General features: G+C 48.6%; 18 protein-coding genes. 9 read left to right on the top strand and 9 right to left on the bottom strand.

Translation table 11 applies throughout. From position 1 onward, the window contains the following. Positions 1 to 21: 21 nt before the first annotated feature. Positions 22 to 321 (bottom strand): DUF1540 domain-containing protein, encoded by a 300-nt coding sequence (locus J5I83_RS12920; protein ID WP_304056768.1) that lies wholly within the window; start codon positions 319 to 321, stop codon positions 22 to 24. A 279-nt stretch (positions 322 to 600) separates the two neighbouring features. On the opposite strand from J5I83_RS12920, the gene J5I83_RS12915 reads away from it, so the two are divergent. Continuing rightward, a complete protein-coding gene (locus tag J5I83_RS12915; protein ID WP_304056766.1) occupies positions 601 to 1,152 on the top strand; it encodes a c-type cytochrome in 552 nt (183 codons plus the stop codon). Between the two features lie 146 nt (positions 1,153 to 1,298). Here the strand turns inward: J5I83_RS12915 and glgX are convergent, their stop codons facing one another. Then, the gene (glgX, locus tag J5I83_RS12910; RefSeq protein ID WP_304056764.1) at positions 1,299 to 3,398 is read right to left on the bottom strand and encodes a glycogen debranching protein GlgX; all 2,100 of its coding nucleotides are present in this window, start codon (positions 3,396 to 3,398) and stop codon (positions 1,299 to 1,301) included. A gap of 395 nt (positions 3,399 to 3,793) precedes the next feature. Here glgX and J5I83_RS12905 point away from each other — a divergent pair, with 395 nt between their 5' ends. The 4 genes from J5I83_RS12905 to J5I83_RS12890 all read left to right on the top strand — a co-directional run bounded on the left by J5I83_RS12905 (position 3,794) and on the right by J5I83_RS12890 (position 10,259). After that, positions 3,794 to 4,366, top strand: a complete 573-nt coding sequence (locus J5I83_RS12905; protein ID WP_304056761.1) for a DUF2760 domain-containing protein — start codon at positions 3,794 to 3,796, stop codon at positions 4,364 to 4,366. After that, the gene (locus J5I83_RS12900) at positions 4,363 to 6,201 is read left to right on the top strand and encodes an Hsp70 family protein (protein ID WP_304056758.1); all 1,839 of its coding nucleotides are present in this window, start codon (positions 4,363 to 4,365) and stop codon (positions 6,199 to 6,201) included. Before J5I83_RS12905 ends, J5I83_RS12900 begins: the two co-directional genes overlap by 4 nt. An 8-nt stretch (positions 6,202 to 6,209) precedes the next feature. After that, positions 6,210 to 9,014 carry an Hsp70 family protein gene (locus tag J5I83_RS12895; RefSeq protein WP_304056756.1) on the top strand — a complete coding sequence of 935 codons (2,805 nt, stop codon included), beginning with the start codon at positions 6,210 to 6,212 and terminating at the stop codon, positions 9,012 to 9,014. 84 nt (positions 9,015 to 9,098) lie between these two features. Beyond that, on the top strand, positions 9,099 to 10,259 hold the full coding sequence (locus J5I83_RS12890; protein ID WP_304056753.1) for a class I SAM-dependent RNA methyltransferase: 1,161 nt from the start codon (positions 9,099 to 9,101) through the stop codon (positions 10,257 to 10,259). Between the two features lie 34 nt (positions 10,260 to 10,293). Here the strand turns inward: J5I83_RS12890 and hpnA are convergent, their stop codons facing one another. The 6 genes from hpnA to J5I83_RS12860 form a co-directional block, all read right to left on the bottom strand. Then, entirely contained in the window at positions 10,294 to 11,280 is a 987-nt protein-coding gene (hpnA, locus tag J5I83_RS12885; protein WP_304056751.1) for a hopanoid-associated sugar epimerase, read from the bottom strand. A 39-nt stretch (positions 11,281 to 11,319) separates the two neighbouring features. Then, entirely contained in the window at positions 11,320 to 12,387 is a 1,068-nt protein-coding gene (locus J5I83_RS12880; RefSeq protein ID WP_304056749.1) for a phytoene/squalene synthase family protein, read from the bottom strand. A 66-nt stretch (positions 12,388 to 12,453) separates the two neighbouring features. Beyond that, positions 12,454 to 13,707 carry a diaminopimelate decarboxylase gene (gene lysA, locus J5I83_RS12875; RefSeq protein ID WP_304056747.1) on the bottom strand — a complete coding sequence of 418 codons (1,254 nt, stop codon included), beginning with the start codon at positions 13,705 to 13,707 and terminating at the stop codon, positions 12,454 to 12,456. Continuing rightward, positions 13,704 to 13,838, bottom strand: a complete 135-nt coding sequence (locus J5I83_RS12870; protein ID WP_304056745.1) for a lipoprotein — start codon at positions 13,836 to 13,838, stop codon at positions 13,704 to 13,706. Before J5I83_RS12870 ends, lysA begins: the two co-directional genes overlap by 4 nt. 7 nt (positions 13,839 to 13,845) lie before the next feature. Continuing rightward, complete coding sequence (locus J5I83_RS12865) at positions 13,846 to 14,532, bottom strand: ABC-type transport auxiliary lipoprotein family protein (protein ID WP_304056743.1); 687 nt, start codon at positions 14,530 to 14,532, stop codon at positions 13,846 to 13,848. Further along, a complete protein-coding gene (locus J5I83_RS12860; RefSeq protein WP_304056741.1) occupies positions 14,529 to 15,437 on the bottom strand; it encodes an MlaD family protein in 909 nt (302 codons plus the stop codon). Before J5I83_RS12860 ends, J5I83_RS12865 begins: the two co-directional genes overlap by 4 nt. A gap of 217 nt (positions 15,438 to 15,654) precedes the next feature. On the opposite strand from J5I83_RS12860, the gene J5I83_RS12855 reads away from it, so the two are divergent. From J5I83_RS12855 to J5I83_RS12845, 3 genes are read left to right on the top strand one after another with little or no spacing between them, the layout of a single operon-like run. Further along, entirely contained in the window at positions 15,655 to 17,979 is a 2,325-nt protein-coding gene (locus J5I83_RS12855) for an acyl-CoA dehydrogenase (protein WP_304056739.1), read from the top strand. 59 nt (positions 17,980 to 18,038) lie between these two features. Further along, positions 18,039 to 19,865: a long-chain fatty acid--CoA ligase gene (locus tag J5I83_RS12850; protein WP_304056738.1), complete on the top strand. Its 1,827-nt coding sequence runs from the start codon at positions 18,039 to 18,041 to the stop codon at positions 19,863 to 19,865. A gap of 51 nt (positions 19,866 to 19,916) precedes the next feature. Further along, positions 19,917 to 20,339 carry an acyl-CoA thioesterase gene (locus tag J5I83_RS12845; RefSeq protein ID WP_304056737.1) on the top strand — a complete coding sequence of 141 codons (423 nt, stop codon included), beginning with the start codon at positions 19,917 to 19,919 and terminating at the stop codon, positions 20,337 to 20,339. 218 nt (positions 20,340 to 20,557) lie between these two features. Here the strand turns inward: J5I83_RS12845 and J5I83_RS12840 are convergent, their stop codons facing one another. Further along, positions 20,558 to 21,865: a CAP domain-containing protein gene (locus J5I83_RS12840; protein WP_304056735.1), complete on the bottom strand. Its 1,308-nt coding sequence runs from the start codon at positions 21,863 to 21,865 to the stop codon at positions 20,558 to 20,560. Positions 21,866 to 22,155: 290 nt separating this feature from the next. Between J5I83_RS12840 and J5I83_RS12835 the strand changes: the two genes are divergently transcribed. Continuing rightward, a complete protein-coding gene (locus J5I83_RS12835) occupies positions 22,156 to 23,076 on the top strand; it encodes a sulfotransferase domain-containing protein (RefSeq protein WP_304056733.1) in 921 nt (306 codons plus the stop codon). Positions 23,077 to 23,232 lie beyond the last annotated feature (156 nt).

Here is a 23,232-nt window from a genome sequence, read left to right as displayed (position 1 = left end):
CCTCTTCTTTGCAGCTGAAGATCAGCGCGCTGCAAATGTGAGACAACTAATCTCGTCCTTGCTGCGTCCAACCCGGATATTCTCAGTGATGCATTCAAAGTCATCATTGAACTGGCATGTTACAACTTTGCACGCCCCGATACCTGCTGCCCACATAGCGGCTTTGGTGTGATTCCTGTTGCTGAAAAATGTATCACAGCTGGGATGCGCGCCGTCACCGATGGTAATGGCCCGAGCATGACAATTTTTGCCGAGATTATATGCGCATTCGGTCGCGCTACATTCAGAAACAAGAGGGGTTTCGATGGTAATCATTTTCATCTGAAATTCTCCTATTGTGTGAAAGAAGGATGCAATGGGATAAGTGAAATTCTGCTAAACATGGACACTTCACTGATCTTACTTATCCATTCCGCTAGATGCTGCGCTCAGGAAAAATCATTGTCAAGTTAAATTATTGAGAACAAGTTGTTCAGTTAAAACTTATTTTCAGCTTCCACTTGCTGCTGCGTAATTTATTTCCGGAGTCTGCATCAATATGCTACTTTATAGGCATAAACTGTCATGTAACGTTCTGAATAACCATTAAGAGGAATGAAAATGAAATCGTTTATCATCGTGTCACTGATAACAGTCGTGCTTGTATTGATTGCATTAGGTTCTGGTGCTTACAACATGGCTGCAACCGAGAAACACTGGGCAATCACTGAACAAATGATTAGCTGGGTACGTGAAAGTTCAATAAAAGCGCGAGCAGAAGAACTGGAAGTTCCAGCACTCGATAATGCAGATATCATTGCGAAAGGTTTTAAGCAATACCATGCCATGTGTACCGAATGCCATTTGGCGCCCGGTAAGCAGCCTACTGAATTGGCAATTGGTCTTTACCCGCAAGCGCCGCTATTCTATGAAAGAGCGCCAGTAACCGATGCAGACGATAAGCTATATCTTTCCAAAAAATACTTCTGGGTGATCAAGAACGGAATCAAAATGACCGCTATGCCTGCTTGGGGATCTACGCATAGTGACGAAGCAATGTGGGCAACGGTTGCTTTTCTTCACAAACTGCACGGCATGACGGCTGAACAGTATGCGGCATTCGGCGGAGAACCGCATCGCGAAGATGATCATACGCACGATCATCATCACTGATAGCAGATTCAAATCGCTTCTTGAAGCGGACACTAACGTATCAAAAGTAAAAAAGAGCAGGGTGGTGGTCATTTCTACAGAAGCAAGCAAATATGCTCTATGTGCAGAAATCAGGCGTAAACCACCGATAGGTAGGTAGCAGATAGTTAGGTTGCGTGACGCAACATCACGATAGAGCGACCTTCTACCTTAATCTGGCTTTCAGCTTTAAGCGCTTCGTTATTTTCCAGCCAACCCATGTTGGTGTCGAGTTCTTTTGCCCAAAGCGTTCCCCAATTGATTCCGGGTAAGGTAAAAGTCAATGCTTCATGGTGTGCGTTAAAAATCACATAAAAATTGTCGTCCTTTACCGGTTCGCCGCGTGGATGGGGATTCGGGATTGTCGCGCCATTCAAGAAAACACCAAGTGATTTGGCATACCCCAGTCCCCAGTCTTGCTCAGACATTTGCTCGCCTTCCAAGGTAAACCAGGCAATATCCTTTACCTCGCTGCCATGGATGGGCTGACCGTAGAACCAGCGCCGGCGACGAAAGACAGGATGGCTCTTGCAATAGAGGATAAGCTTCTGACAAAAAGAAAGAAAGTCTTTATCTGCATTTTCCCAGTCATACCAGGAGATCTCATTGTCCTGGCAGTAGGCATTATTGTTTCCTTGCTGCGTGCGGCTGATTTCATCACCTCCCAGCAGCATTGGCACGCCCTGAGAAAGGAACAATGTGATCATGAAGTTTCGCTTTTGGCGCTTGCGCAACTGCAGCACTTCAGGATCATCTGTCATACCTTCAACGCCACAGTTCCAGGAGCGGTTATGGCTTTCACCATCACGGTTTTCCTCTCCATTAGCATCATTATGTTTTTCATTGTAGGAAACGAGGTCGTTTAAAGTGAACCCATCATGGGCGGTGACGAAATTGATGCTGGCATAGGGTAAACGGGAGGTGTTTTCGTAAAGATCGGAGCTGCCGGTAAAACGAGAAGCGAATTCCCCGAGCGTTTGATCTTCACCGCGCCAGAAATCGCGTACGCAATCCCGGTACTTACCATTCCACTCGGACCATACCGGCGGAAAGTTTCCTACCTGGTAGCCGCCTTCTCCGACATCCCAGGGTTCAGCAATGAGCTTAACCTGACTGATGACAGGATCTTGCTGGATGATGTTGAAAAATACTGAAAGACGATCGACATCGTGCAGTTCCCGTGCCAAGGTGGCGGCCAGGTCGAAACGGAATCCATCAACATGCATTTCCAGGACCCAGTAACGCAGGGAGTCCATGATCAGTTGCAGCACGAAAGGGTTGCGCATATTGAGACTGTTGCCGGTGCCGGTGTAATCTTTGTAATAGCGTCGATCGTCGCAAAGCCGGTAATAATAGGCATTATCGATTCCCTTGAAAGATAGCATCGGACCGAGATGATTGCCTTCGGCCGTATGGTTGTAAACTACATCCAGAATGACCTCAATGCCGGCATGATGCAGTGTTTTGACCATCTGTTTGAATTCAGCCACGGCAGCGCCGGGGCGCTTTTGGGAAGCATATTCACTATGGGGTGCGAAATAGCCAATAGAATTGTATCCCCAATAATTCCGCAACCCTTGGTCCACCAAATGCTTATCATGAATGAAATGGTGGATCGGCATAAGTTCGATTGCCGTTATTCCAAGCTGTTTAAAATAATCTATGATTATGGGATGCGCCAGAGCTGCGTAAGTACCTCGTATCTCGGGTGGAATATCTGGGTGTTTGATGGTGAGGCCTTTGACATGGGTTTCATAGATAACGGTTTCATGCCATGGAATTTGCAGTCTACGATCTCCGTTCCAATCAAAATGGGGTTGATGCACCACGCTTCGCGGCATGAATGATGCGCTATCGCTGTTGCTGCGAACATCGAGACCCTTACCGAAACGATATGGAAAAACAGCCTCATGCCACTGAATCTGCTCGTCGATCGCTTTAGCATAAGGATCGAGCAGTAACTTGGCAGGATTACAGCGTTGACCATTGGCAGGATCCCACGGGCCATGAACGCGAAAGCCGTAACGCTGACCAGGCTCGATGAACGGCAAATAGCCGTGCCAGCAGTAGCCTGTTACCTCTGGCAGATCAAATCGCGTCTCATTGCCTTTTTTGTCAAAAAGGCACAGCTCGACCCGCTCAGCGATTTCCGAAAATACTGAGAAATTTGTTCCGGAGCCATCATACACGGCTCCCAATGGATAAGGTTGTCCTGGCAATACTTTCATATTTTTTATTTTTCTAGGTAGATTAAACCCAAATCTCTGATTGGAACTTCTAATTTCAATAAAATCAACAAATCGTTCTAATGTTCCATGTTGGGAATATTCCTAAAAATCATATAATTAGACTCATAACAGAAAATTTGAGTTCAAGTGTGCTTGTATAATTAACCCGCTATACTAACCTTAATAGTAAAGTTCGTGCTAGGGCTATAATCATATCAAATGACTAGAATTTTCTTAGGCTGTTACCATTTTGATGCACGCGAGAGAGTAGCGGGGAAGCGTAGTGCATACATTACCGGGCGACTGCATGGCAATCAGAACCAGTGAAGGGAGAGCTCAAAAAGGTCTGATACGTGATAGCATAACTTCATCTAACAAATAGAAAGGAGAGGACGATGGGTGAATCTGGTGGACCGGGATTTTTTGCTCGATTTTTTCTTGCATTCGGTGTGTACTTCCGCTTCCTATTTAATAAAGAATTTGCGAGAGCCGTTTTGCGTATAGGTAAAGGTGCAAGTTCAGTTATGGCCAGTGAAGCGCCTTCTATAGAAACCAAGCCGCAGGTAGCTGTTCCGCCACTAAAAGAGGCATCACCTGATTCGGCGCTGCAATTGTTAGGCTTATTACAGCAAGAGGGACGTTTTATTGATTTTATCGAAGAAGATGTCACACGATTTTCTGATGCTGACATTGGGGCAGCAGTCAGAGTGGTGCACGATGGTTGTCGTAAAGCGTTGTATAATCATATGATCACGCAACCTGTGCGTGATGAGCGCGAAGGCGAGCGTGTAACTTTGCAGGCAGGGTTTGATGCCTCGGCTATTCGCTTGACTGGTAATGTGGTTGGGCAACCGCCATTTAGTGGCACCTTAATTCATCGTGGCTGGCGAGTTAAAGAAATCACGCTGCCGAAACTTACGGAAGGTCATGATGTGAAAATATTAGCCCCAGCAGAGATAGAACTGTGAGTGAAGCAAGATATAGCGTAGGTATCGATTTAGGCACAACGCATTGTGCCTTGTCATTTGTAGATTTGACGCAAAGCCAGGGAGAAACGGTAGAGCAGCAGGTCATGGCCATACCCCAATTGATATCGCCAGGCAACGTGGAAGAGCAGTTGTTACTGCCGTCTTTTTTATATTTACCTCATCCCAATGAGTTTGCGCCAAATGATTTAATGTTGCCATGGGATAGCGAGCCGCAGTATGTAGTCGGTGAATTGGCGCGTAGTCAGGGTGCACGCACGCCGATACGCGTGGCATCCAGTGCAAAAAGCTGGCTGTGTCATGCGGGGGTGGATCGGCGCTCTGCCATCCTGCCGCTGGATGCGCCTGACGAAGTCGAAAAAATTTCACCATTGCAGGCTTCGATACAGTATTTACAAGTTTTATGCAATGCCTGGAATAATAAACACCCTGATGTGCCTTTAGCGCAACAGTCGGTAACGATTACTGTTCCTGCTTCCTTTGATCCAGCAGCGCGAGATTTGACTGCTGAGGCTGCGCGAGCTGCCGGGCTGGAGCGATTCATTCTGCTGGAAGAACCGCAGGCGGCGCTATATAGCTGGCTGCAAGCAACCAGCGGAAACTGGCGCAAACAGGTTGAGCTCGGCGATATCATTCTAGTGGTAGACGTAGGTGGGGGGACCACCGACTTATCTCTGATTGCGGTGACAGAACAGCAAGGTAATCTCGAACTGCATCGCATCGCGGTGGGTGATCATATCCTGCTGGGCGGCGACAATATGGATCTGGCATTGGCACATGTAGTCGCTGCTAAACTGGCTAATCAAGGTACCCGTCTTGAGCCGTGGCAATTGCAGGGTCTGACACACGCCTGTCGTAGCGGGAAGGAGATTCTGCTAAATGATCCCAATGCAGAGGCAGCGCCCATTGTCGTGGCCAGCCGCGGTTCGCGTTTAATTGGCGGGACTTTGCGTACCGAACTGACCCGTGCTGAGGTAACGCAAACCATTGTGGAGGGTTTCTTTCCGCAAGTGGAAGTGTCGGCGCAACTGATCTCCCGCTCACGTGGCGCCCTAACTAAGCTTGGTTTGCCTTACGCCCAGGATGCCGCCATTACCCGGCATTTAGCGGCATTTCTGACGCGACAATCTGGCGCTGCTGCGGAATTAACAGGTTTCGAAAATGCTGTGGCAGAAAACGCCAGTTTTTTGCATCCGACGGCAGTTCTGTTTAATGGCGGAGTATTCAAGGCACAGCTGCTGGTTGAACGTATGATCGATGTCCTTAACAGCTGGTTACAAAAGGAAAATGCTCCCAATGTCCGTTTATTGGAAGGAGCGGATTTAGATCTCGCCGTGGCAAAAGGGGCGGCCTATTATGGCTATGTCAGACTTGGCCAAGGCGTGCGTATTCGTGGCGGTACTGCCAAGGCATATTATATCGGTGTGGAAAGCGCCATGCCGGCAGTTCCCGGCATTGAACCTCCCTTGCAGGTGCTGTGCGTTGCACCTTTTGGCATGGAAGAAGGGACGCGGACTGAAGCCCTGAATCAAGAGTTTGGCCTGGTTGTCGGCGAGCCGGTTAGATTCCGCTTTTTTGGTTCATCGGTGCGGCGTGAAGATCAAGCAGGCATGATGCTAGATTCCTGGTTAGCTGAAGAAATAGAGGAACTGGAAGAAATCGAAATCAACTTACCTGCTGAGAATCGCTCTCCCGGTGAAGTGGTTCCGGTACGCTTGCAAGCGGCTATTACAGAAATGGGGACACTGCACCTAGAGGCAGTATCGCCCAGTGGCGAGCACTGGAAAGTGGAATTTGATGTACGAGGGGGCGTGTAAGGCAAACTTTGAGTAAAGCAAAAAATCTATGCCGCTATATAGTCGGTATTGATCTGGGTACGACGCATACCGTAGCGGCGTACGCTGATATGAGCATATCCCGGCCAGCGATTGCGGTATTTAGCATTGAACAATTGGTCGCGCCCGGTGAAGTAGCAGCCAGACCGTTGTTACCTTCTTTACGTTATCATCCTGCCCCAGGGGAGTTGGCCGAGCGAGATCTTCATCTGCCATGGCAGTTAAACCACATTGATCCACAGGAACCGATGGCGGTGTTTGGCGAGCTGGCGCGCGAACTGGGCTCACGAGTACCTGGCCGTTTAGTTGCCAGCGCTAAGAGCTGGTTATCTTACGCGGCGGTTGATCGTATGGCGCCGATTTTGCCATGGGGAGGCGCTGAAGGTATCGGCAAAATTTCGCCGGTACATGCCACTGCCTCTTATCTCACCTATGTGCGCAGCGCATGGAATCATCAATTTCCTGAGCATCCTTTGGAAAAACAGGAAGTCGTCATTACTGTCCCTGCTTCTTTTGATGAGGGGGCAAGAACATTGACTGTTGAGGCGGCACATCTGGCAGGCCTTACCGCTGCACGCCTGGTTGAAGAACCGCAAGCAGCCTGTTATGACTGGTTAGCGGTGCATGAACAGGAGCTCAATACCGTATTAGCGGATACCCGTTTGATTCTGGTGTGTGATGTGGGTGGTGGCACCACCGACCTTACCCTGATCAAAGTGGTGCTCAAAGATGGACAGGTGCAACTGACACGCATCGGGGTAGGCAATCATCTGATGCTCGGTGGGGATAATATGGATCTGGCGCTGGCGCATGTTGCAGAAGGACAACTGGTTACTTCTGGCGCACCACTAACTGCAGCGAGTCTTGCACAACTCATGCAACAATGCCGTAATGCCAAGGAATGTTTGTTGCATCCCAGTGCACCGGAAAAAACCACGGTAACTATACTTGGCACAGGTGCCAAACTGATTGGCGGCGCGCGTTCAACTGAACTGAAGCGCGAGGCAGTGCATCGCATGTTACTGGATGGATTTTTACCGATCACACCGCTCGACGAACTGCCGCAGCGCACTCGCGCTGGCATTGTTGAATTTGGCCTGCCTTACGTATCTGATCCGGCTATCAGCCGGCACATTGCTGCATTTCTCACACTGCATGCGCAAGCCTCACGCGAGGCATTGGGTGAGCTTGCTTCTAATGACAGCATTCCGATTCCAGATGCTATTTTGCTAAATGGCGGCATTTTTAACAGCGCATTGTTATCCCAGCGTTTACTGGATATATTGGCGCAGTGGCGCGGTGCGCCGTTGCAACAATTGCTGAACGTACATCCTGATCTTGCTGTGGCCCGTGGCGCAGTTGCTTATGCCATGGCGCGTCGCGGCAAAGGTATGAGCATCGGTGGTGGCTCGGCACGGAGTTATTTTATTCAGGTTGCTGCCGACCAAGAAACGCAACAAGCGGTATGCATTCTGCCGCGTGGGACAGAAGAAGGGCAGCCGATTCAATTGACTGAACGCAGTTTTGCCTTACGGATTGGTGAACCAGTGCGTTTTCATCTGGTGTCATCGATCAGTGACAGAGCCTTCAATCCAGGGGACATCGTTACCCTAAATGAAGTTATGTTTACCCTTCTACCGCCACTCGCTACTGTGTTAACTCAGGAGAAAGAGACAGCGCAGGCGTCAACAGCTGAAGTGCCGGTGCAGTTACAAACGACCCTGACAGAGGTTGGTACTCTTGAACTGGCTTGTGTCGCCCAAAGCAAGCCTGCCCAGCGCTGGAAACTGGAGTTCCAATTGCGTGGTGGCAAAGATAGATTGGTATCCAGTATATCCAGTCAATTGCATCCACGTTTTGCCGAGGCGGCAGAGCTGATTAGTCTGGTATATGGTCCGCCATCAAAAAAGGTCAATCCCAAAGCGATAAAAACCCTGCGAGCAGATCTGGAGAAAATTTTAGGCAAGCGCGATGATTGGGATACGCCTCTACTGCGGGAGTTATTCAGCACATTATGGGAATGTGCTCAACGCCGCCGTTATTCCGCCGCGCATGAAAGATTATGGTTTAATTTGATTGGCTTTTGTTTACGCCCGGGGTTTGGTTATCCGCTGGATGATTGGCGGGTGCGGCAGCTGTGGTCTATTTATGCGCAGGGAGTGCAATATAGACCCGAAGCAGCAGTATGGGCGGAATGGTGGACGTTGTGGCGGCGTGTGAGCGGCGGTTTAAGTGAATTGGCGCAATGCCAGATTCTGGATGATATTGCTTATTACCTACAACCTTCCAGCAAGCGCGCCGCGAAGCAGTCACCGGGAGCAAAGCATCAAGGCTATGATGATATGGTGCGCCTGGTCGCCACATTGGAACGCTTGCCTGCAGCACGCAAAATTGAAGTGGGTGGATGGTTGCTGGAACGCCTGCAAAAGGGGTCAGAGTCACTGCAAACCTGGTGGGCGATAGGGCGTATCGGTGCCCGGATGCCGTTTTATGGCAGCGCCCATAATGTCGTTCCGGCTGAGATTGCCGCTGACTGGCTGCAATATGTGCTCAAACTGGACTGGAGAAAGACTCAGCCAGCTGCATTTGCTGCAACTATGCTGGCACGCATGAGCGGAGACCGTGAGCGGGATATCCAGCCAGAGTTGCGCGCGCAAATTATTCAATCTTTGCAAAAAGCCAAATGCCCGGCATCGTGGGTTGCAATGGTTCAGCACGCAACTGAGCTGCAGGCAGCTGACGAGCGCAGTATGTATGGTGAATCCTTGCCGCCTGGACTGCGTCTGGTGCATTAATATTGTCATAACATTGCGGCAATTGAGAGCTTGATCTGACGTTTGGATGCTGTGACAAATCGATTTTAGGAATTAAATCCAATAATGACTGAACAGATGAAATTCACTGGTGAAGTGACTCATTTATCGCAAAAAGGATTGGGTGTAGTCAGAAATGAGCAGGAGGGCATTTCCTATTTCGTGTTTGGCACATGGCCAGGGGATAGGGGTGAATTTAAGGTCATCGATCGGCCGCTGAACAACAAGAAATATGGCTATGCCAGGCTTGTCCAGCTTATTGAATCATCTAGTCAAAGACGGCAACCCGACTGTGTTTTTCTGGGCGCCGATGAAGATTCTTGTTCGGGTTGTCCCTGGATGATTGCGAATTATGGCAGTCAACTCGAGCAAAAACGGAATCGCCTGATTTATGCGATGAAACGAGTTGGATTCGACACGGCACAACTGCATGTGCCCGAGGTGCAGCCTTCTCCACAGCTTTATGGTTATCGCAATCGCTTCCAGGTTAAAACCGATGGTGAGAAATTGGGTTTTGTGGCTGAAGGTTCCCATAAGATTGCCCCGGTGGGAGATTGTATCGTACTGAACGATACTTGTAGAAATCTCCTGCAAAGAATGCTAAAAAGCTTGCCGCGCGAAGATTGGGCACCTGGTGTCGGCTTTGACTGGAATTTCATCGATCTGGATGATAATTTGCCAGCTGAAAACATTTTACTCAATCAGAAGCGGCCTTTTAAGCAGGGGAATAATGCACAAAATGAATGGATGAAATCCTGGCTTAGAAGCAAGCTTCAGGAAAATCCTTATCCAGGCAAGGTGGTCGAGTTATTTTGCGGCTCCGGCAATTTTACCGAAGTGATTGCTGAATCTGGCTGTAATGAAGTGATTGCGTATGAATCGAGTCTGGATGCCATCAAGCGACTCCGAGCAAAGAATTTAGCTAAAGTGGATGCCCGACCGATTGATCTGTTTAAACCTTTTATCTGGAAGATCTTACGAAAGAGTATTGCAGATGCCGATACCCTCGTGCTGGATCCACCGCGTGCAGGTTTAAAGAATATGAAGGGTTTTTTTGAGCATTTTATCGCCTTGAGAACGATTTACTACATATCCTGCGATCCTGATACCTTTGCCCGCGATGCCTGGGCGTTCGCAAAAAAGGGATGGCAGATCAACGAGATCCAGTTGGTCGATTTGTTTCCGCACACACCGCATGTGGAAACGCTGGTGATGTTGAGAAAATGAAGCATTTGGTTATAGGAGGATTTTTTTGGTAAATCTAACAATAATTAGCACTTCTAAACCAGTCGATGGCATCTTTAATTGCTTCTACAGCGGGCCGGGGCTGATAACCCAATTCCCGCACCGCTTTAGCACTGGTAAAAAACATTTTCTTTTTGGCCATATGGATACTGGCCACGGTGGCACGGGGTTCGGTTTTGGTAATTCTGGCAACGATCTCCATGGTATGCGCGATCGGCAACATCAGTTTGACTGGGATGCTTCTGCGCTTGGTAGGCTTGCCGGTGATGTCGTCTATCGTCTGAAGTATTTGCAGCAATGTCATGTCGTCGCCACCCAGGATATAACGTTCGCCCGGCTTTCCATGCTGATATGCGAGCAGGTGACCATAAGCAATGTCATCGACATGAGCGACATTTAATCCGGTATCGACATAGGCTGGCATTTTGCCACGCAGCGTGTCGAGCACGATACGTCCTGTGGGGGTGGGTTTGACATCGCGCGGACCAATTGGTGTAGATGGATTGACCGTCACCAATGGCAATTGATGTTCACGCACAAGTGCTTGTACAGCTTGTTCTGCTAGAAATTTTGAGCGTTTATAGTGTCCGGCTATCGTCGCCAGACTGGAAGGCGTCTCTTCATCAGCAGGTAAGCTGTTTGAGTTCAGTCCCAGGGTGGCAACACTGCTGGTATAAACCATGCGATTTATGCCCACTTCTGCGCCAGCGAGGATTAATGCTTTGGTGCCGTTGACATTCACGTCATACATGATGGCTGGATTAGGTACCCACAGACGGTAATCAGCTGCCACATGGAACAGGTTGTTGCAGCCTGTTACTGCACGTTTTATGGAGGTGATATCGCGCAGATCGCCTTCCACAGTCTCAATAGGGAGTTTGGTGAGATTGCGCTGATCACCTCCCCGTCTGACGAATGCACGTACTTCATGACCGGCGGTCAGTAAGCACCTTACCACTGCTGAACCAACGAAACCATTTGCACCAGTTACCAGAGATTTCATGATGGTGGTTATAAGCAAAAATGAAGTTAATAGTATAGTTTAGAACGATATTTCATTGCCTAAAATATCCATTTCGGGAAGGTGCCGGGAGGCGAATGTAAACATGCGCCGTAATGCCCAGTCCTGACTGACCAAAGTGCTGGTAACGAGAACAGTTGCTTTGACACTCAGTCGGGAAATCTTGACTTGAGTTCCTTGACTGAAAGAACGGTTTCGGTTGATTTTATTCAGCGTCAGCACGGCCATGCCCAGCGCCCAAAGGCAGAAGCGACGGATGCCTTTTTCCTGCGGGGGGATCATGCAGGTATAAGTGAGTGCATTGCGCAAATGAGCCTTGGCAATGCCAATCAATATGCCAAGGCCTTCATGAAATCGAGGGTCAGCATGCCCTGCCTGCAAATCAGTGAGATCAAATCCTTTTTTCCGGAAAATGTCTTGTGGCAACCAGCATGCGCCACGCTTTCTATCTTCCCAGATATCTTTCAAGATATTGGTCATTTGCAGACCTTGACCAAATGAAACAGCCAATTTCATGAGAGTGGGCTTGTAGCGATTGATCTCTTCCGAATAATCGCAGAACAATTCGGTCAACATTTCACCTACAACGCCGGCTACATGGTAACAGTACTGATCAAGGGCTGCTAAATCCTTTAATCCAGCCAGCGACTCGCTTTCCTGATAATCTGCCATGCCTTGTCCCATGATACGGACACAACGTTCTAATGCCCTGCGCTGGGTGGGGTTGAAGCTATGCGTAATGCGGATTACTGCGGGCGTATTCTTGATCAGGTCATGCTCGGCAGGAATGGTGTGGTTAGAAAGCAGTGGAAATAATGCTTCTGCAAATGATTCGGCAGCAACATTGCCACTGACGACCTGGATAAACATTTCGGCGAACTTGCGGGTTTGTTCGGAGGATAAACCGTTATCGTCTTCCACCGTATCCACAATACGGCACAGTAAATAGGCATTGCCGATGACTTGATAGAGCGGGAGTGGGAGCTGTGGGATCGTCAGTGCAAAAGTGCGTGAAACGCCCTGCAGGATATGCTCCTGATAGTGGTTGTCTTCAATACTGGCAGGGCGGGTCATGGTATAAGTTGTCATAAATCAATCAATGCAGCGGACTGGAGCAAATAATGAGGATTTACTGAGCTTGATCCATAGCCGATTTCAGTCCAGCACCTTTTCAGAAGCAATCAGCTGCTCTATTGTTTCACGGGCGCGAATCAAATGGACAGTGTCGCCGTCCACCATAACCTCTGCTGCACGGGGGCGAGTATTATAATTCGAGCTCATGCTCATTCCATAAGCACCTGCCGACATGACAGCAAGCAAGTCATCTTTTGCCAAGGTTAGTTTGCGGTCGTGCCCAATGAAATCACCTGTTTCACAGACAGGCCCCACCACCTGATAAGTACTAACAGCACCTGCCTTTTTAATGACTGGCAGGATCTCATGGTAGGCATCATATAGCGCTGGACGCATCAAGTCGTTCATTGCCGCGTCTACAATGGCAAAATTCCGGTGGGGCGCATGCTTAAGGTATTCGACACGAGTCAGTAATAGACCTGTATTACCGACCAACGAGCGGCCAGGTTCAATGAGGATGCGCTGCTTCCTTTGTCCTACAGTGACGCATAGTGCCGCCACATAATCTTTGATTGATGGCGGCGATTCCTGGTTATAGCGTATACCCAGACCACCTCCCAAATCGAGATGCGCAATATGTAATCCCTGACTTTCCAGACGATCCAGTAAATTAAGCATCTTATTACTGGCTTCAATGAACGGATCAATTTCAGTCAGCTGCGAACCGATATGGCAATCCAGGCCGGTGATATGAACATGGCTCAGCTCACGTGCTGCATGATAGATACGTTCCGCCTCAGCCATAGGAATACCGAATTTGTTTTCCTTAAGACCTGTTGAGATATAAGGGTGAGTTTTAGCGTCGACATCAGGATTGACTCGCAGGCTTACCGGTGCAACTTTGTTCATCTCTTGCGCAATCTGGTTAAGACGCAACAATTCCATTTCTGATTCGATATTGAAGCAGAGAATATCGGCAGCCAACGCTGCGCGCATTTCTTCCTGATTTTTTCCCACACCCGAAAACACGATTTTCCTGGGATTGCCACCAGCTTTCAGTACCCGCTGTAACTCGCCGCCTGAAACGATATCGAAGCCACTGCCCAGACGGGCAAGCACATTGAGAATGGCTAGATTTGAGTTGGCTTTGACCGCGTAGCAGATGAGATGATCACGACCGGCGAAGGCGCGACTGAATTCCTGATAAGCAGCAGTTAGCGCTGCGCGCGAATATACATAGCAGGGAGTGCCGAATTCGTTGGCAATATCGATCAAAGAAACCGATTCAGCGAAAAGCTGATCGTGTTGATACGCAAATGATATAAATCCGCTCATTGCTTTATTCGTTCATCATCCTGAGATGGTTGTGGCGGCGGTGGTGTTTCATGCGGCAGATAGAGCGGTGCTTTTAGACCGCAGGCAGTCAGCCCGACAGACAGTAAAACAGTAAGATAAAGTAGGCGCACGTGATGTCTATAGTATTAGGAAGTGATGAATATTATCACAACAACGAGCTAGCGAAACGTGACTGACGTCATTATTCTTGCCGCCATGTTTCTCTGCCAGATGATCTCTAAGCCATTTGAGTAGGTCGTCCGACACCATATCACTGGCCGCGATCAATGCAGCAACTGCTCCGGCAGCATCTGCAGTAGGGGTGGTTTGTTCGCTGGTAAATTGTTGTTGCGCAAGTAATTGGCGTCTACTGCGTTCGACCAGGCTTGCGCGCAGGCGGAGGATAACTCGGCTTTCGTCCGGATGGTCAAACACTTGAGTAAATTCTTCCAGTTCGATATGCAAAGCGTAGTCTGCCTTTAAACCATCATGATTACCGATGATACCTCTGCGGCTATGATTAGCAAGATGGTCCTTGATGCGCCGAGTGAGCATTTTTGCGGGGGAAGCAGCCCAGCGACTGTTGGCATAGGCATAGGAACGCGCCGGATCATGATAGGCGAGGCGATATTGTATCGCTTGATTATCCAGCCAGATGGGAGCGGTCACGTCTGCTACCAGCATACTCGTGTTAAAAGGAGGTGAGCTGCTGTGTCCGGTAGATGGTTGCAGGCCAAAATCATAGATGGCCACCGGAGCATTCGTTTTGGGTGTTAAGGTACAGCCAGCAAGCAACAGCAGAATCAGAATGGCAAATTTGATCATGGTGTGATTTTCCCAGGTGGCACAAAACCGTTTTCTCCAGGACCAGGCGAGGCAGAGGAGCTACCAAATAACAAGCTTTGCGGCTGCTCTTCTAGCTTAAGCAGTACACGATTGATATGGTGGGTGCTTTGCACAATGGCGGTGGTCACTTCCCGTAATTTCGGCAGGGTGTCGGCAAGCTCGTGGCTGCTTTGAGACAATCCATCTATCAGGCCATTCTGTTGATTGATTGTTGCTATAGCTTGGCTGATGTCTGACAGGAGATGATGCGTCTGCTTCAGCGTTAGGTTCGCTTCGTTAGTTAACTTAGGGAACGATTTGATACCTGCTTGCAGTTGCTCGACCAAACCATCGTAACGGCGGATAGCCTGCGCGAAGTTTGTCAGAATAGTATTGATCTGGGTCTGATTCTGGTCGTTCAACAAGGCATTGAGGCGTTTGATTGCTTCGTTGGAATTTTTGACTAAATCCTCGACTGATGTTGATAATTCTTTGATGAAAGAAGGGTGCAAGGGGATACGCGTATCAGGAGGAAGTCGTTCGTCCACAGGTTCTTTACCATCGATATTTAATTCGATAAAGGCCAGTCCGGTTAATCCCTGATTGGCTAACTGCGCATAGATGTTTTTAGGGAAGGTTACATGACTGCTCACGGCAATATGTACCAGGATCAGGTTTGGATTCTTCGGATCGAACCTGATTTCTTTGACTTTGCCCACAAGAACACCACGATAGCGAACTGACGATTCGGGATTCAATCCTGCCACGGAACCCTCTTCCGATACCAGGATATAGTGATCGTGCAGGATTTTCTGGTCACTAAACCATATGACAGCGGCTGCTACTGCCATGCCAAGAATAATTACGAATAAACCCGCTGCAAGCGCATGGGCCCGGTTTTCCATTTACAATCCTAAAGAGATGAATGCTGATAGATGTAGCTATTATGACACCAAGTCAGAAGGTGGGTTAGACACCGACACTTATATTTATGGTCTGGCTTGATTCTACAACACCTCGACAAAATTTTAATAAACTATTGAAAACTTCTGTGTAGTAAGGCTTGACACAAGCGTTTTCTAAGGTAGTGTAGTTAGAATTTTAATTTTTACAGGAAAAACGATGCTCCTGTCTTTTTTATTGCTTATTTTTTCGCTGATAGCGATCGTGGTGGCCATTCTGGTGATTCCATTCTTGCGCCGTTATCTTTTTTCTAATTTTGTGCTGAAAATTTTCCGCAAAATTCTTCCTCAGATTTCACAAACTGAGCAGGAAGCACTCGATGCAGGGACGGTGTGGTGGGAGGGGGAGCTGTTTAGCGGCAAGCCATATTGGCATAAATTGCTGGCTTATTCCAAACCGGTTCTTAGTTCAGAGGAAAAGGCATTTCTGGAAGGGCCCGTCGAGCAACTCTGCGCGATGCTGGATGAATGGGATATTACCCATGAACGGTATGATTTGCCGCCGCAAGCCTGGCAATTTATTAAGGACAACGGATTCTTCGGCTTGATTATTCCTAAGGAATATGGAGGTTATGGATTCTCGGCGCTCGCGCATTCTGAGGTGGTGATGAAAATCAGCACGCGCAGTAATACGGCAGCGGTAACGGTCATGGTGCCCAATTCGCTGGGACCGGCTGAACTACTGCTGCACTATGGAACAGAAGAGCAGAAGAATCATTATCTGCCCCGCCTGGCAAAAGGATTGGAGGTGCCTTGTTTCGCTCTGACAGGACCTGATGCGGGTTCTGATGCTGGATCAATACCGGATCTGGGGATCGTGTGCCGAGGTGAGCATGACGGACAGCATGACGTGCTCGGTATGCGTGTTACCTGGGAAAAACGTTACATTACGCTGGGGCCGGTCGCGACCATACTGGGTTTGGCATTCAGGTTACGCGATCCGGAGAGACTGCTTGGCGGCGAAGAAGATCTTGGTATCACCTTGGCATTAATTCCTACCAATACACCCGGTGTGAACATTGGCCGTCGTCATTTTCCGTTGAATGGTGCATTCCAGAATGGCCCGAATTCTGGCACTGATGTATTCATTCCCATGGACTGGGTAATCGGTGGGCGTGCTGGCGTGGGTAACGGCTGGCGGATGCTGATGAATTGTTTGGCGGCAGGACGTTCAATTTCCCTGCCTGCTACCGGAACCGGTGCAGCCAAACTGGCGGCGCGCACGAGTGGTGCTTATGGGAGGGTGCGAGTGCAATTTAAAACACCCATTGGTTTTTTTGAAGGAGTAGAGGAAGCACTGGCACGAATTGCCGGCAATACTTACATGATGGATGCTGCCAGAGTCATGACCGCAGGTGCGGTAGACCTCGGTGAAAAACCTTCGGTGATTTCAGCCATTGTTAAATATCATTTGACTGAGCGTAGCCGCCAGTTAGTCAATGACGCCATGGATGTGCATGGCGGCAAAGGCATTTGTATGGGACCAAGCAATTATCTGGCCCGTACTTATCAACAAATGCCCGTGAGCATCACGGTGGAAGGTGCCAATATTTTAACGCGAAACATGATTATTTTCGGTCAGGGTGCGATTCGAGGTCATCCATACGTCTTGCAGGAAATCACTGCAGCCAATGATTCAGACAAGCAGCGTGCTTTGGTAGCATTTGACCAGGCATTAATCGGGCATATCGCTTTCAGTCTGCGCAATGTTTGCCGTAGCTTCTGGTACGGACTAAGCAGCAAAAATATCAAACAGATCCCAGAAGGTATTCTGAGCGATACCGTCGATTATTATCGGCAATTGACTCGTTTTTCCGCCGCATTTGCTTTGTTAACCGATATTGCCATGCTGAAATTAGGAGGGGCGCTCAAGCGTAAGGAAAGAATATCCGCCAGACTCGGCGATATACTCAGTATGCTGTATTTATGCTCTGCAACGCTCAAGCGTTTTGAAGATGATGGACGGCCCGCTGCAGATTTACCATTGTTACACTGGTCGATACAGGATGCGCTTTATCGTACTCAGCAAGCCTTTGATGGACTGCTGAGAAATTTCCCTGGGCACTTTTTGCTGCGTGGCTTGATGCGCATACTCGTATTTCCATTGGGTATGCGCCTTGTCCCGCCTGCCGACGCACTTTCAAATACCGTAGCCCGCTTGATCCTGGAACCCGGGGAAGTGCGTGATCGGCTGACAGCGGGTATTTATATTCCAAATAATGATGATGAACCATTAGCTTATCTGGAGCAGGCCATGGAATGCGCTGTTGTTTGTGAAGCCATCGAGACTAAATTACGTCATGCTGTCAAGGCAGGCCAGTTGACTGCTCGCAATGACGAAAAAGTGACTGAGGCACTGCAGTGCGGCATCATCAACCAAGAGGAAGTTGCGTTGCTCGAAAAAATGAAAGTTCTGCGCCGCCGTGTCATTATGGTCGATGATTTTTCACCTGATTTTGGGAAAACAGCGAGTATGGCATCTTAGCAAGAGCAATCAGGCAGAATTTCTACGAATAGTATGGCCAATTTTGACAAGGAGAAGATGTGGCGGACAAGCAGCACACCAAAACAGATGTGATTTCAGTAGCAGTGGCTAAAACGCTGGATGGATTATTCAGAGAGCGTGTACGTCGTTCTCCGCAATCAGTGGCCTATCGCGATTTTGAGGTGACGACTGAGCAATGGCGTGATTACACCTGGGCGGAGATGGCGCAGGCAGTAACACGCTGGCAGATTGCGCTGTCACAAGAAAATTTATCTGCTGGTGACCGGGTTGCCGTGATGTCAAGAAATTGCCCGCAGTGGGTGATGTTCGAGCAAGCAGCTATTGGGTTAGGGTTGGTGGTTGTGCCTCTTTATACTGAAGATCGGGCCGAAAATGCAGCCTATTGCCTGCAGAATGCAGGAGTCAAACTGCTATTAATAGAAAAGCTAACGCAATGGGAAGCGTTTTCTCAAGTCGAAGATCTGCTCACCAGTTTGTCATGCATCGTGATCATGACTCTATCTGAGGAAGAAGCAGTGCACGCACGAGATGACCGCATCGTTATGCTAAGTAAGTGGCTGCCGGAGCAGGCGAATGAAGCTCAGCACCTGAATACTGATCCGCATGCGCTCGCCACCATCATTTATACGTCTGGCACGACAGGCCGCCCTAAAGGAGTCATGCTCAGCCATCACAATATTCTGACTAATGCGTATGCCTCTGCCCAGATTGTAACTGTGACACCTGCTGATCTGCTGCTTTCGTTTCTGCCGCTATCGCATACTTTTGAACGCACCGCTGGTTACTATGTGCCGATGATGTGTGGTGCCACCATCGCCTATGCTCGCTCGATTCAGCAGTTGCAAGAGGATCTGCTCACGATTCGTCCAACCATACTCATTTCCGTGCCGCGTATCTATGAACGCGTGTATGCAGGTATAAACGCGAAACTGGAAGAAGCGTCGATCCTGGCCAGAAAACTGTTCAATTTAGCGGTAGAAGTGGGTTACAGCCGGTTCGAGCAGCAACAAGGGCGCGATTCCTGGCATTTTTCCCATTTATTGTGGCCGCTGCTGGATAAGCTGGTGGCGCGTAAATTGATGGATAAACTGGGGGGGCGTTTACAGCAGGCGATGAGTGGGGGTGCAGCACTATCACCCGAAATTTCACGCGTATTCATTGGTTTGGGATTGCCGATATTGCAAGGCTATGGTATGACTGAAACCAGTCCAGTGGTGTGTGCCAATCGTCTCGATAATAATTTGCCATCCAGTGTAGGGCAGCCTATCCCGGGTGTGGAGGTTAAACTGGGTGAACATAATGCCTTATTGATTCGCGGTCCTAACGTGATGCTTGGTTACTGGAACAATCCAGAAGCCACGCGAGCAATTATCTCCGATGATGGCTGGTTGAATTCGGGTGATATCGCCCGTATCGATGAACAGGGGCGAATCACGATTACTGGCCGCCTGAAAGACATTATCGTGACATCTACCGGTGAGAAGGTGCCGCCTGCAGATATGGAAGCGGCTATTCTGCAAAACCCGTTGTTCGAGCAAGTCATGATCGTGGGCGAAGGGCGTTCTTATTTGAGCGCATTGGTTGTATTGAGCAAGCGTGGCTGGGAAAGTGTCGCTGTCCAGTGTCAGGTAGCAGCGGACCCGCCGCAACTGGCAAAAAATGAGCAAGCAAAGGAGATTGTGTTAGACATGATTAGCCAGCAAATCCATCAATTTCCGGGATATGCCAAAATATATCAAGTCGCTTTGATTGCGGAACCATGGACTGTTGCGAATGAAATGCTGACACCCACGCTAAAATTGAAACGGGCAAAGATTGTGGAACATTATCAGACCGAAATTGAGCGTCTGTACGCCGGTCATTGATAAAGAAAGGAATCATGGCTATTTCACGTCACATATTATTATAAATCAAACATGTCCACCATTCAGACAGATTCAGCATTGCGTGTTGTCTTGCCGGCAGGGCAACCCATATTGCGCATGGTGCCGATGCCGTCGGATACCAATTATGCCGGTGATATATTCGGCGGCTGGATCATGTCGCAAGTTGATATGGCAGGCAGTATCCCTGCTATCCGGCGTGCACGCGGACGGGTCGCAACGGTTGCTGTCAATTCCTTTGTATTCAAACAGCCTGTATTTGTAGGCGATATCGTTAGTTTCTATGCTGACATCATCAAAATAGGACGTACCTCGATAACCGTTGATGTGTCGGTTTATGCCCAGCGGGGTGTGCGGGAAGGCGAGGAAGAGATCTGCATTAAAGTGACCGAGGCGGTGCTGACTTACGTCGCCATCGATGGCAATCGGCGGCCAAGAGTGGTGCCGCAGGATTAATGAGTTCAGTTCCTTATGCTGGTGAGTCTGATCAGTCGCGTCACTGAAAGCTGATTCGACCCATGGTCATAAATAAGGAGAAACCTGTGTGATAGAGGGTTAAACGCGAAATCTGGCATGATTATCTATTTCTATTGCTTATATTACCCTGGGCCATACAGCAATGGCTTGTAGGCGGGAATTACTCCACGCGACTACAAGCCAGTTGTTCAACTTAATCAGATCACATAAAAGTCTGTGCTGGTCAGGGTAAGCCCACCGGTTAGTTGGGCAAACTGCTCAGCGCTTGCATCACCGATACCGTCAGCATCATAGCTGAGAGCACCGGTTTGTGCATTGTAAATGATTCGATCTGTGGCATCGTCTGCGTGAGCACCGATGTGGAAGGCTGAAGAGTTGAGAAAGCCTGTTGACAGGCCGTTAAAAATAGCGTTCTCTAAACCGATGATATCGTCAGCCGGAGAGAAATCGGTAATTTTATCGATGGCGCTGGTAAAAGGCGCGTCAAATACAAAAATATCGTCGCCTGTGCCACCTGTCAAAATATCTGCACCTGCGCCACCCCATAGAATGTCACGGCCATTGCCGCCATTAATTTCATCATTACCTGCATTACCATAGAGTTTGTCTCTGCCACTCAAGCCAGAGATCATATCATCACCCGAAGTCCCGGTCAGTCTGTCAGAACGTGATGTGCCGGTTATTGTGCTCGGTTGATTAGCGGGGGCAGGTGTGGATGGTGGCTGCGAATTTACTGTTGGCTCAATTGGCTCAGTTGGCGCTGGTTGCTGTAGTGCCGGAATGCTACTAGTCGTTGCCGGATCGATCAGGTCAAGTTTTACATTCTTGCTGCCAATGCTGACTTGTTGCGTTGTGGTGGCGAATCCGCTGCCAGAAAAACTGACGGTATAATTACCAGAAGTGAGCGCCAATTCGTAACCACCTGCTGCATTTGTCTTGGTTGTTGTGATGACGCCAGTTGCGTTATTTTGGGCGCTGACGGTGAAGTCACCTAATCCTTCGTTGATATCATAGTGCTTATCGCCATCCAGATCGTCAAATGCAACGCCAGTTAGGAAAGAATTAAGTCCAGTGCGGGCAAAGTTTTGCGTCACGAAGGCGCCTTCAAAACTACGGTAGGGGCCAACTTCAAAACCGATTCCAATTTCACGGTGGGTATCATTCAAAATGTTTGCTCTATGGCCTGTTGAATTCATCAAGGAAGCATGTAATTGTTCCACTTCATCCACCAAACCTGTTGGTGAACGGGTACTCCTCCATGCGATATTTTCTGCCCAGCTCCAGGAGCCAGAGAATACGTAGCCCTCTGCAGCCATCCGATCACCTGGACTTGATCCACCTGCACCTGTGTGAGAGAAAGTGTCGGTTGCAATCATCCAAGTACTATGATTTTCAGCTGATTCATTGAGATCGCTATCGAAAGCGAGTGGTTGCGCACCTACTTTTGCACGTTCGGCATTAACGAGTTCCAGCATATATTGTTCGTAAGCATTGGCTTGGGACATAAGCATGACTCCTGTCGATTTGAGTTGTGGAAATTAGATGGAGTGATCATCTTCGGGTGATTTTACTCATCGCGCCTTGTGCTGGTAATTACGATAAAGACTCATTTAATGATTCTTTTTGCCATTTGAAATCCTGCAAGGGGAATAGTAAATCCTTCACCTTTATGATTATGCAATGCTGGGGGAGAGATGGTTATCCAATCAAATTTTTGCTAATGCGCCCGTTTGCTTGCGAAAATGATAGTATCCGGATAAGTTAATAATCTGTCATTTTATAAGAGGTTATAGAGATGTTGATCCGGCCCGAACGCACGCGCATCTATCAGAATCATCATTTCGACAGCACGCGCTGGGATTATTTTGAGGCGCGCGACGATGATATTGTTGTTGCAACGTCATACAAAGCAGGCACAACGTGGACTCAAGCCATTGTGGCGCATCTCCTCTTTCCAGATGGGAATTTGCCAGCGGCGCTGGCAGAAATGTCGCCATGGCTGGATATGCGAATTATGCCGCTTGAAGTGGTATTAAACAGATTAAAGGCGCAGAAGCACCGCCGCTTTATCAAGACGCATTTACCGCTCGATGGCATGTTTTACAGCAGGAAGATCAAGTACCTTTATATTGCCCGCGACGCGCGAGATGTTTTTATGTCGTTATGGAATCATTATAAGAGTATGAAGGATGAGTTCTTTATTCTGATGAATATGCTGCCTGGCCGCGTAGGAAATGAATTGCCGCGTCCACCGGCTGATATCCATACTTTCTGGCGGAATTGGATAACCCGTGGCTCGTTCGAATGGGAAGCCGATGGCTGGCCGTATTGGTCGCATCTTTCCAATGTTCAGTCGTGGTGGAATTTTCGTCATCTTCCCAATATTCAACTATTCCACTACAACGATATGCTCAAGGATACCGAGCACGAGATTCGCCGCATGGCGACATTTCTGGAAATTGAAGTGCCAGCGAATGCCTGGGCCAGCATTATCAAAGCGGTTTCATTCACTGAGATGAAACGACAAGGTGAGCTATATGCGCCAGGAGGTGGTCATTTTTGGAAAGGAGGCGCACAGACTTTTCTTCACAAGGGAACGAACGGTCGCTGGCATGATGTGCTGTCTGACGAGGAACTCGCGCTCTATAATGTTGCTTGTGAGCGTGCGCTTAGTTGCGAGTGTCGGGAATGGCTTGAGAATGGTAGTTTGATCTAATTGATTAGATTCATTTCATATCGAAGAGACTAGGGTCTGTTGACGTTTTAAGGTAAGTATTTCATAGATAGAAACAAACTCGTAATATTGGGGTTCCCATACCACCAACAAAACGAGTTTGCGATGCCCCGAATGATGCTCAATGATGAGTACTGG

The organism is Nitrosomonas communis (assembly GCF_024102715.1).
GTDB lineage: Bacteria > Pseudomonadota > Gammaproteobacteria > Burkholderiales > Nitrosomonadaceae > Nitrosomonas > Nitrosomonas communis_B.
Note: the sequence above shows the minus strand (reverse complement) of the source record. Positions and strands in the feature narration are given on the sequence as shown.

Coding starts and splice junctions, on each gene's coding strand:
- J5I83_RS12920 (WP_304056768.1), bottom strand. CDS start 321: ATGAAAATGATTACCATCGAAACCCCTCTTGTTTCTGAATGTAGCGCG.
- J5I83_RS12915 (WP_304056766.1), top strand. CDS start 601: ATGAAATCGTTTATCATCGTGTCACTGATAACAGTCGTGCTTGTATTG.
- glgX (WP_304056764.1), bottom strand. CDS start 3,398: ATGAAAGTATTGCCAGGACAACCTTATCCATTGGGAGCCGTGTATGAT.
- J5I83_RS12905 (WP_304056761.1), top strand. CDS start 3,794: ATGGGTGAATCTGGTGGACCGGGATTTTTTGCTCGATTTTTTCTTGCA.
- J5I83_RS12890 (WP_304056753.1), top strand. CDS start 9,099: ATGACTGAACAGATGAAATTCACTGGTGAAGTGACTCATTTATCGCAA.
- hpnA (WP_304056751.1), bottom strand. CDS start 11,280: ATGAAATCTCTGGTAACTGGTGCAAATGGTTTCGTTGGTTCAGCAGTG.
- J5I83_RS12880 (WP_304056749.1), bottom strand. CDS start 12,387: ATGACAACTTATACCATGACCCGCCCTGCCAGTATTGAAGACAACCAC.
- lysA (WP_304056747.1), bottom strand. CDS start 13,707: ATGAGCGGATTTATATCATTTGCGTATCAACACGATCAGCTTTTCGCT.
- J5I83_RS12865 (WP_304056743.1), bottom strand. CDS start 14,532: ATGATCAAATTTGCCATTCTGATTCTGCTGTTGCTTGCTGGCTGTACC.
- J5I83_RS12860 (WP_304056741.1), bottom strand. CDS start 15,437: ATGGAAAACCGGGCCCATGCGCTTGCAGCGGGTTTATTCGTAATTATT.
- J5I83_RS12855 (WP_304056739.1), top strand. CDS start 15,655: ATGCTCCTGTCTTTTTTATTGCTTATTTTTTCGCTGATAGCGATCGTG.
- J5I83_RS12845 (WP_304056737.1), top strand. CDS start 19,917: ATGTCCACCATTCAGACAGATTCAGCATTGCGTGTTGTCTTGCCGGCA.
- J5I83_RS12840 (WP_304056735.1), bottom strand. CDS start 21,865: ATGTCCCAAGCCAATGCTTACGAACAATATATGCTGGAACTCGTTAAT.
- J5I83_RS12835 (WP_304056733.1), top strand. CDS start 22,156: ATGTTGATCCGGCCCGAACGCACGCGCATCTATCAGAATCATCATTTC.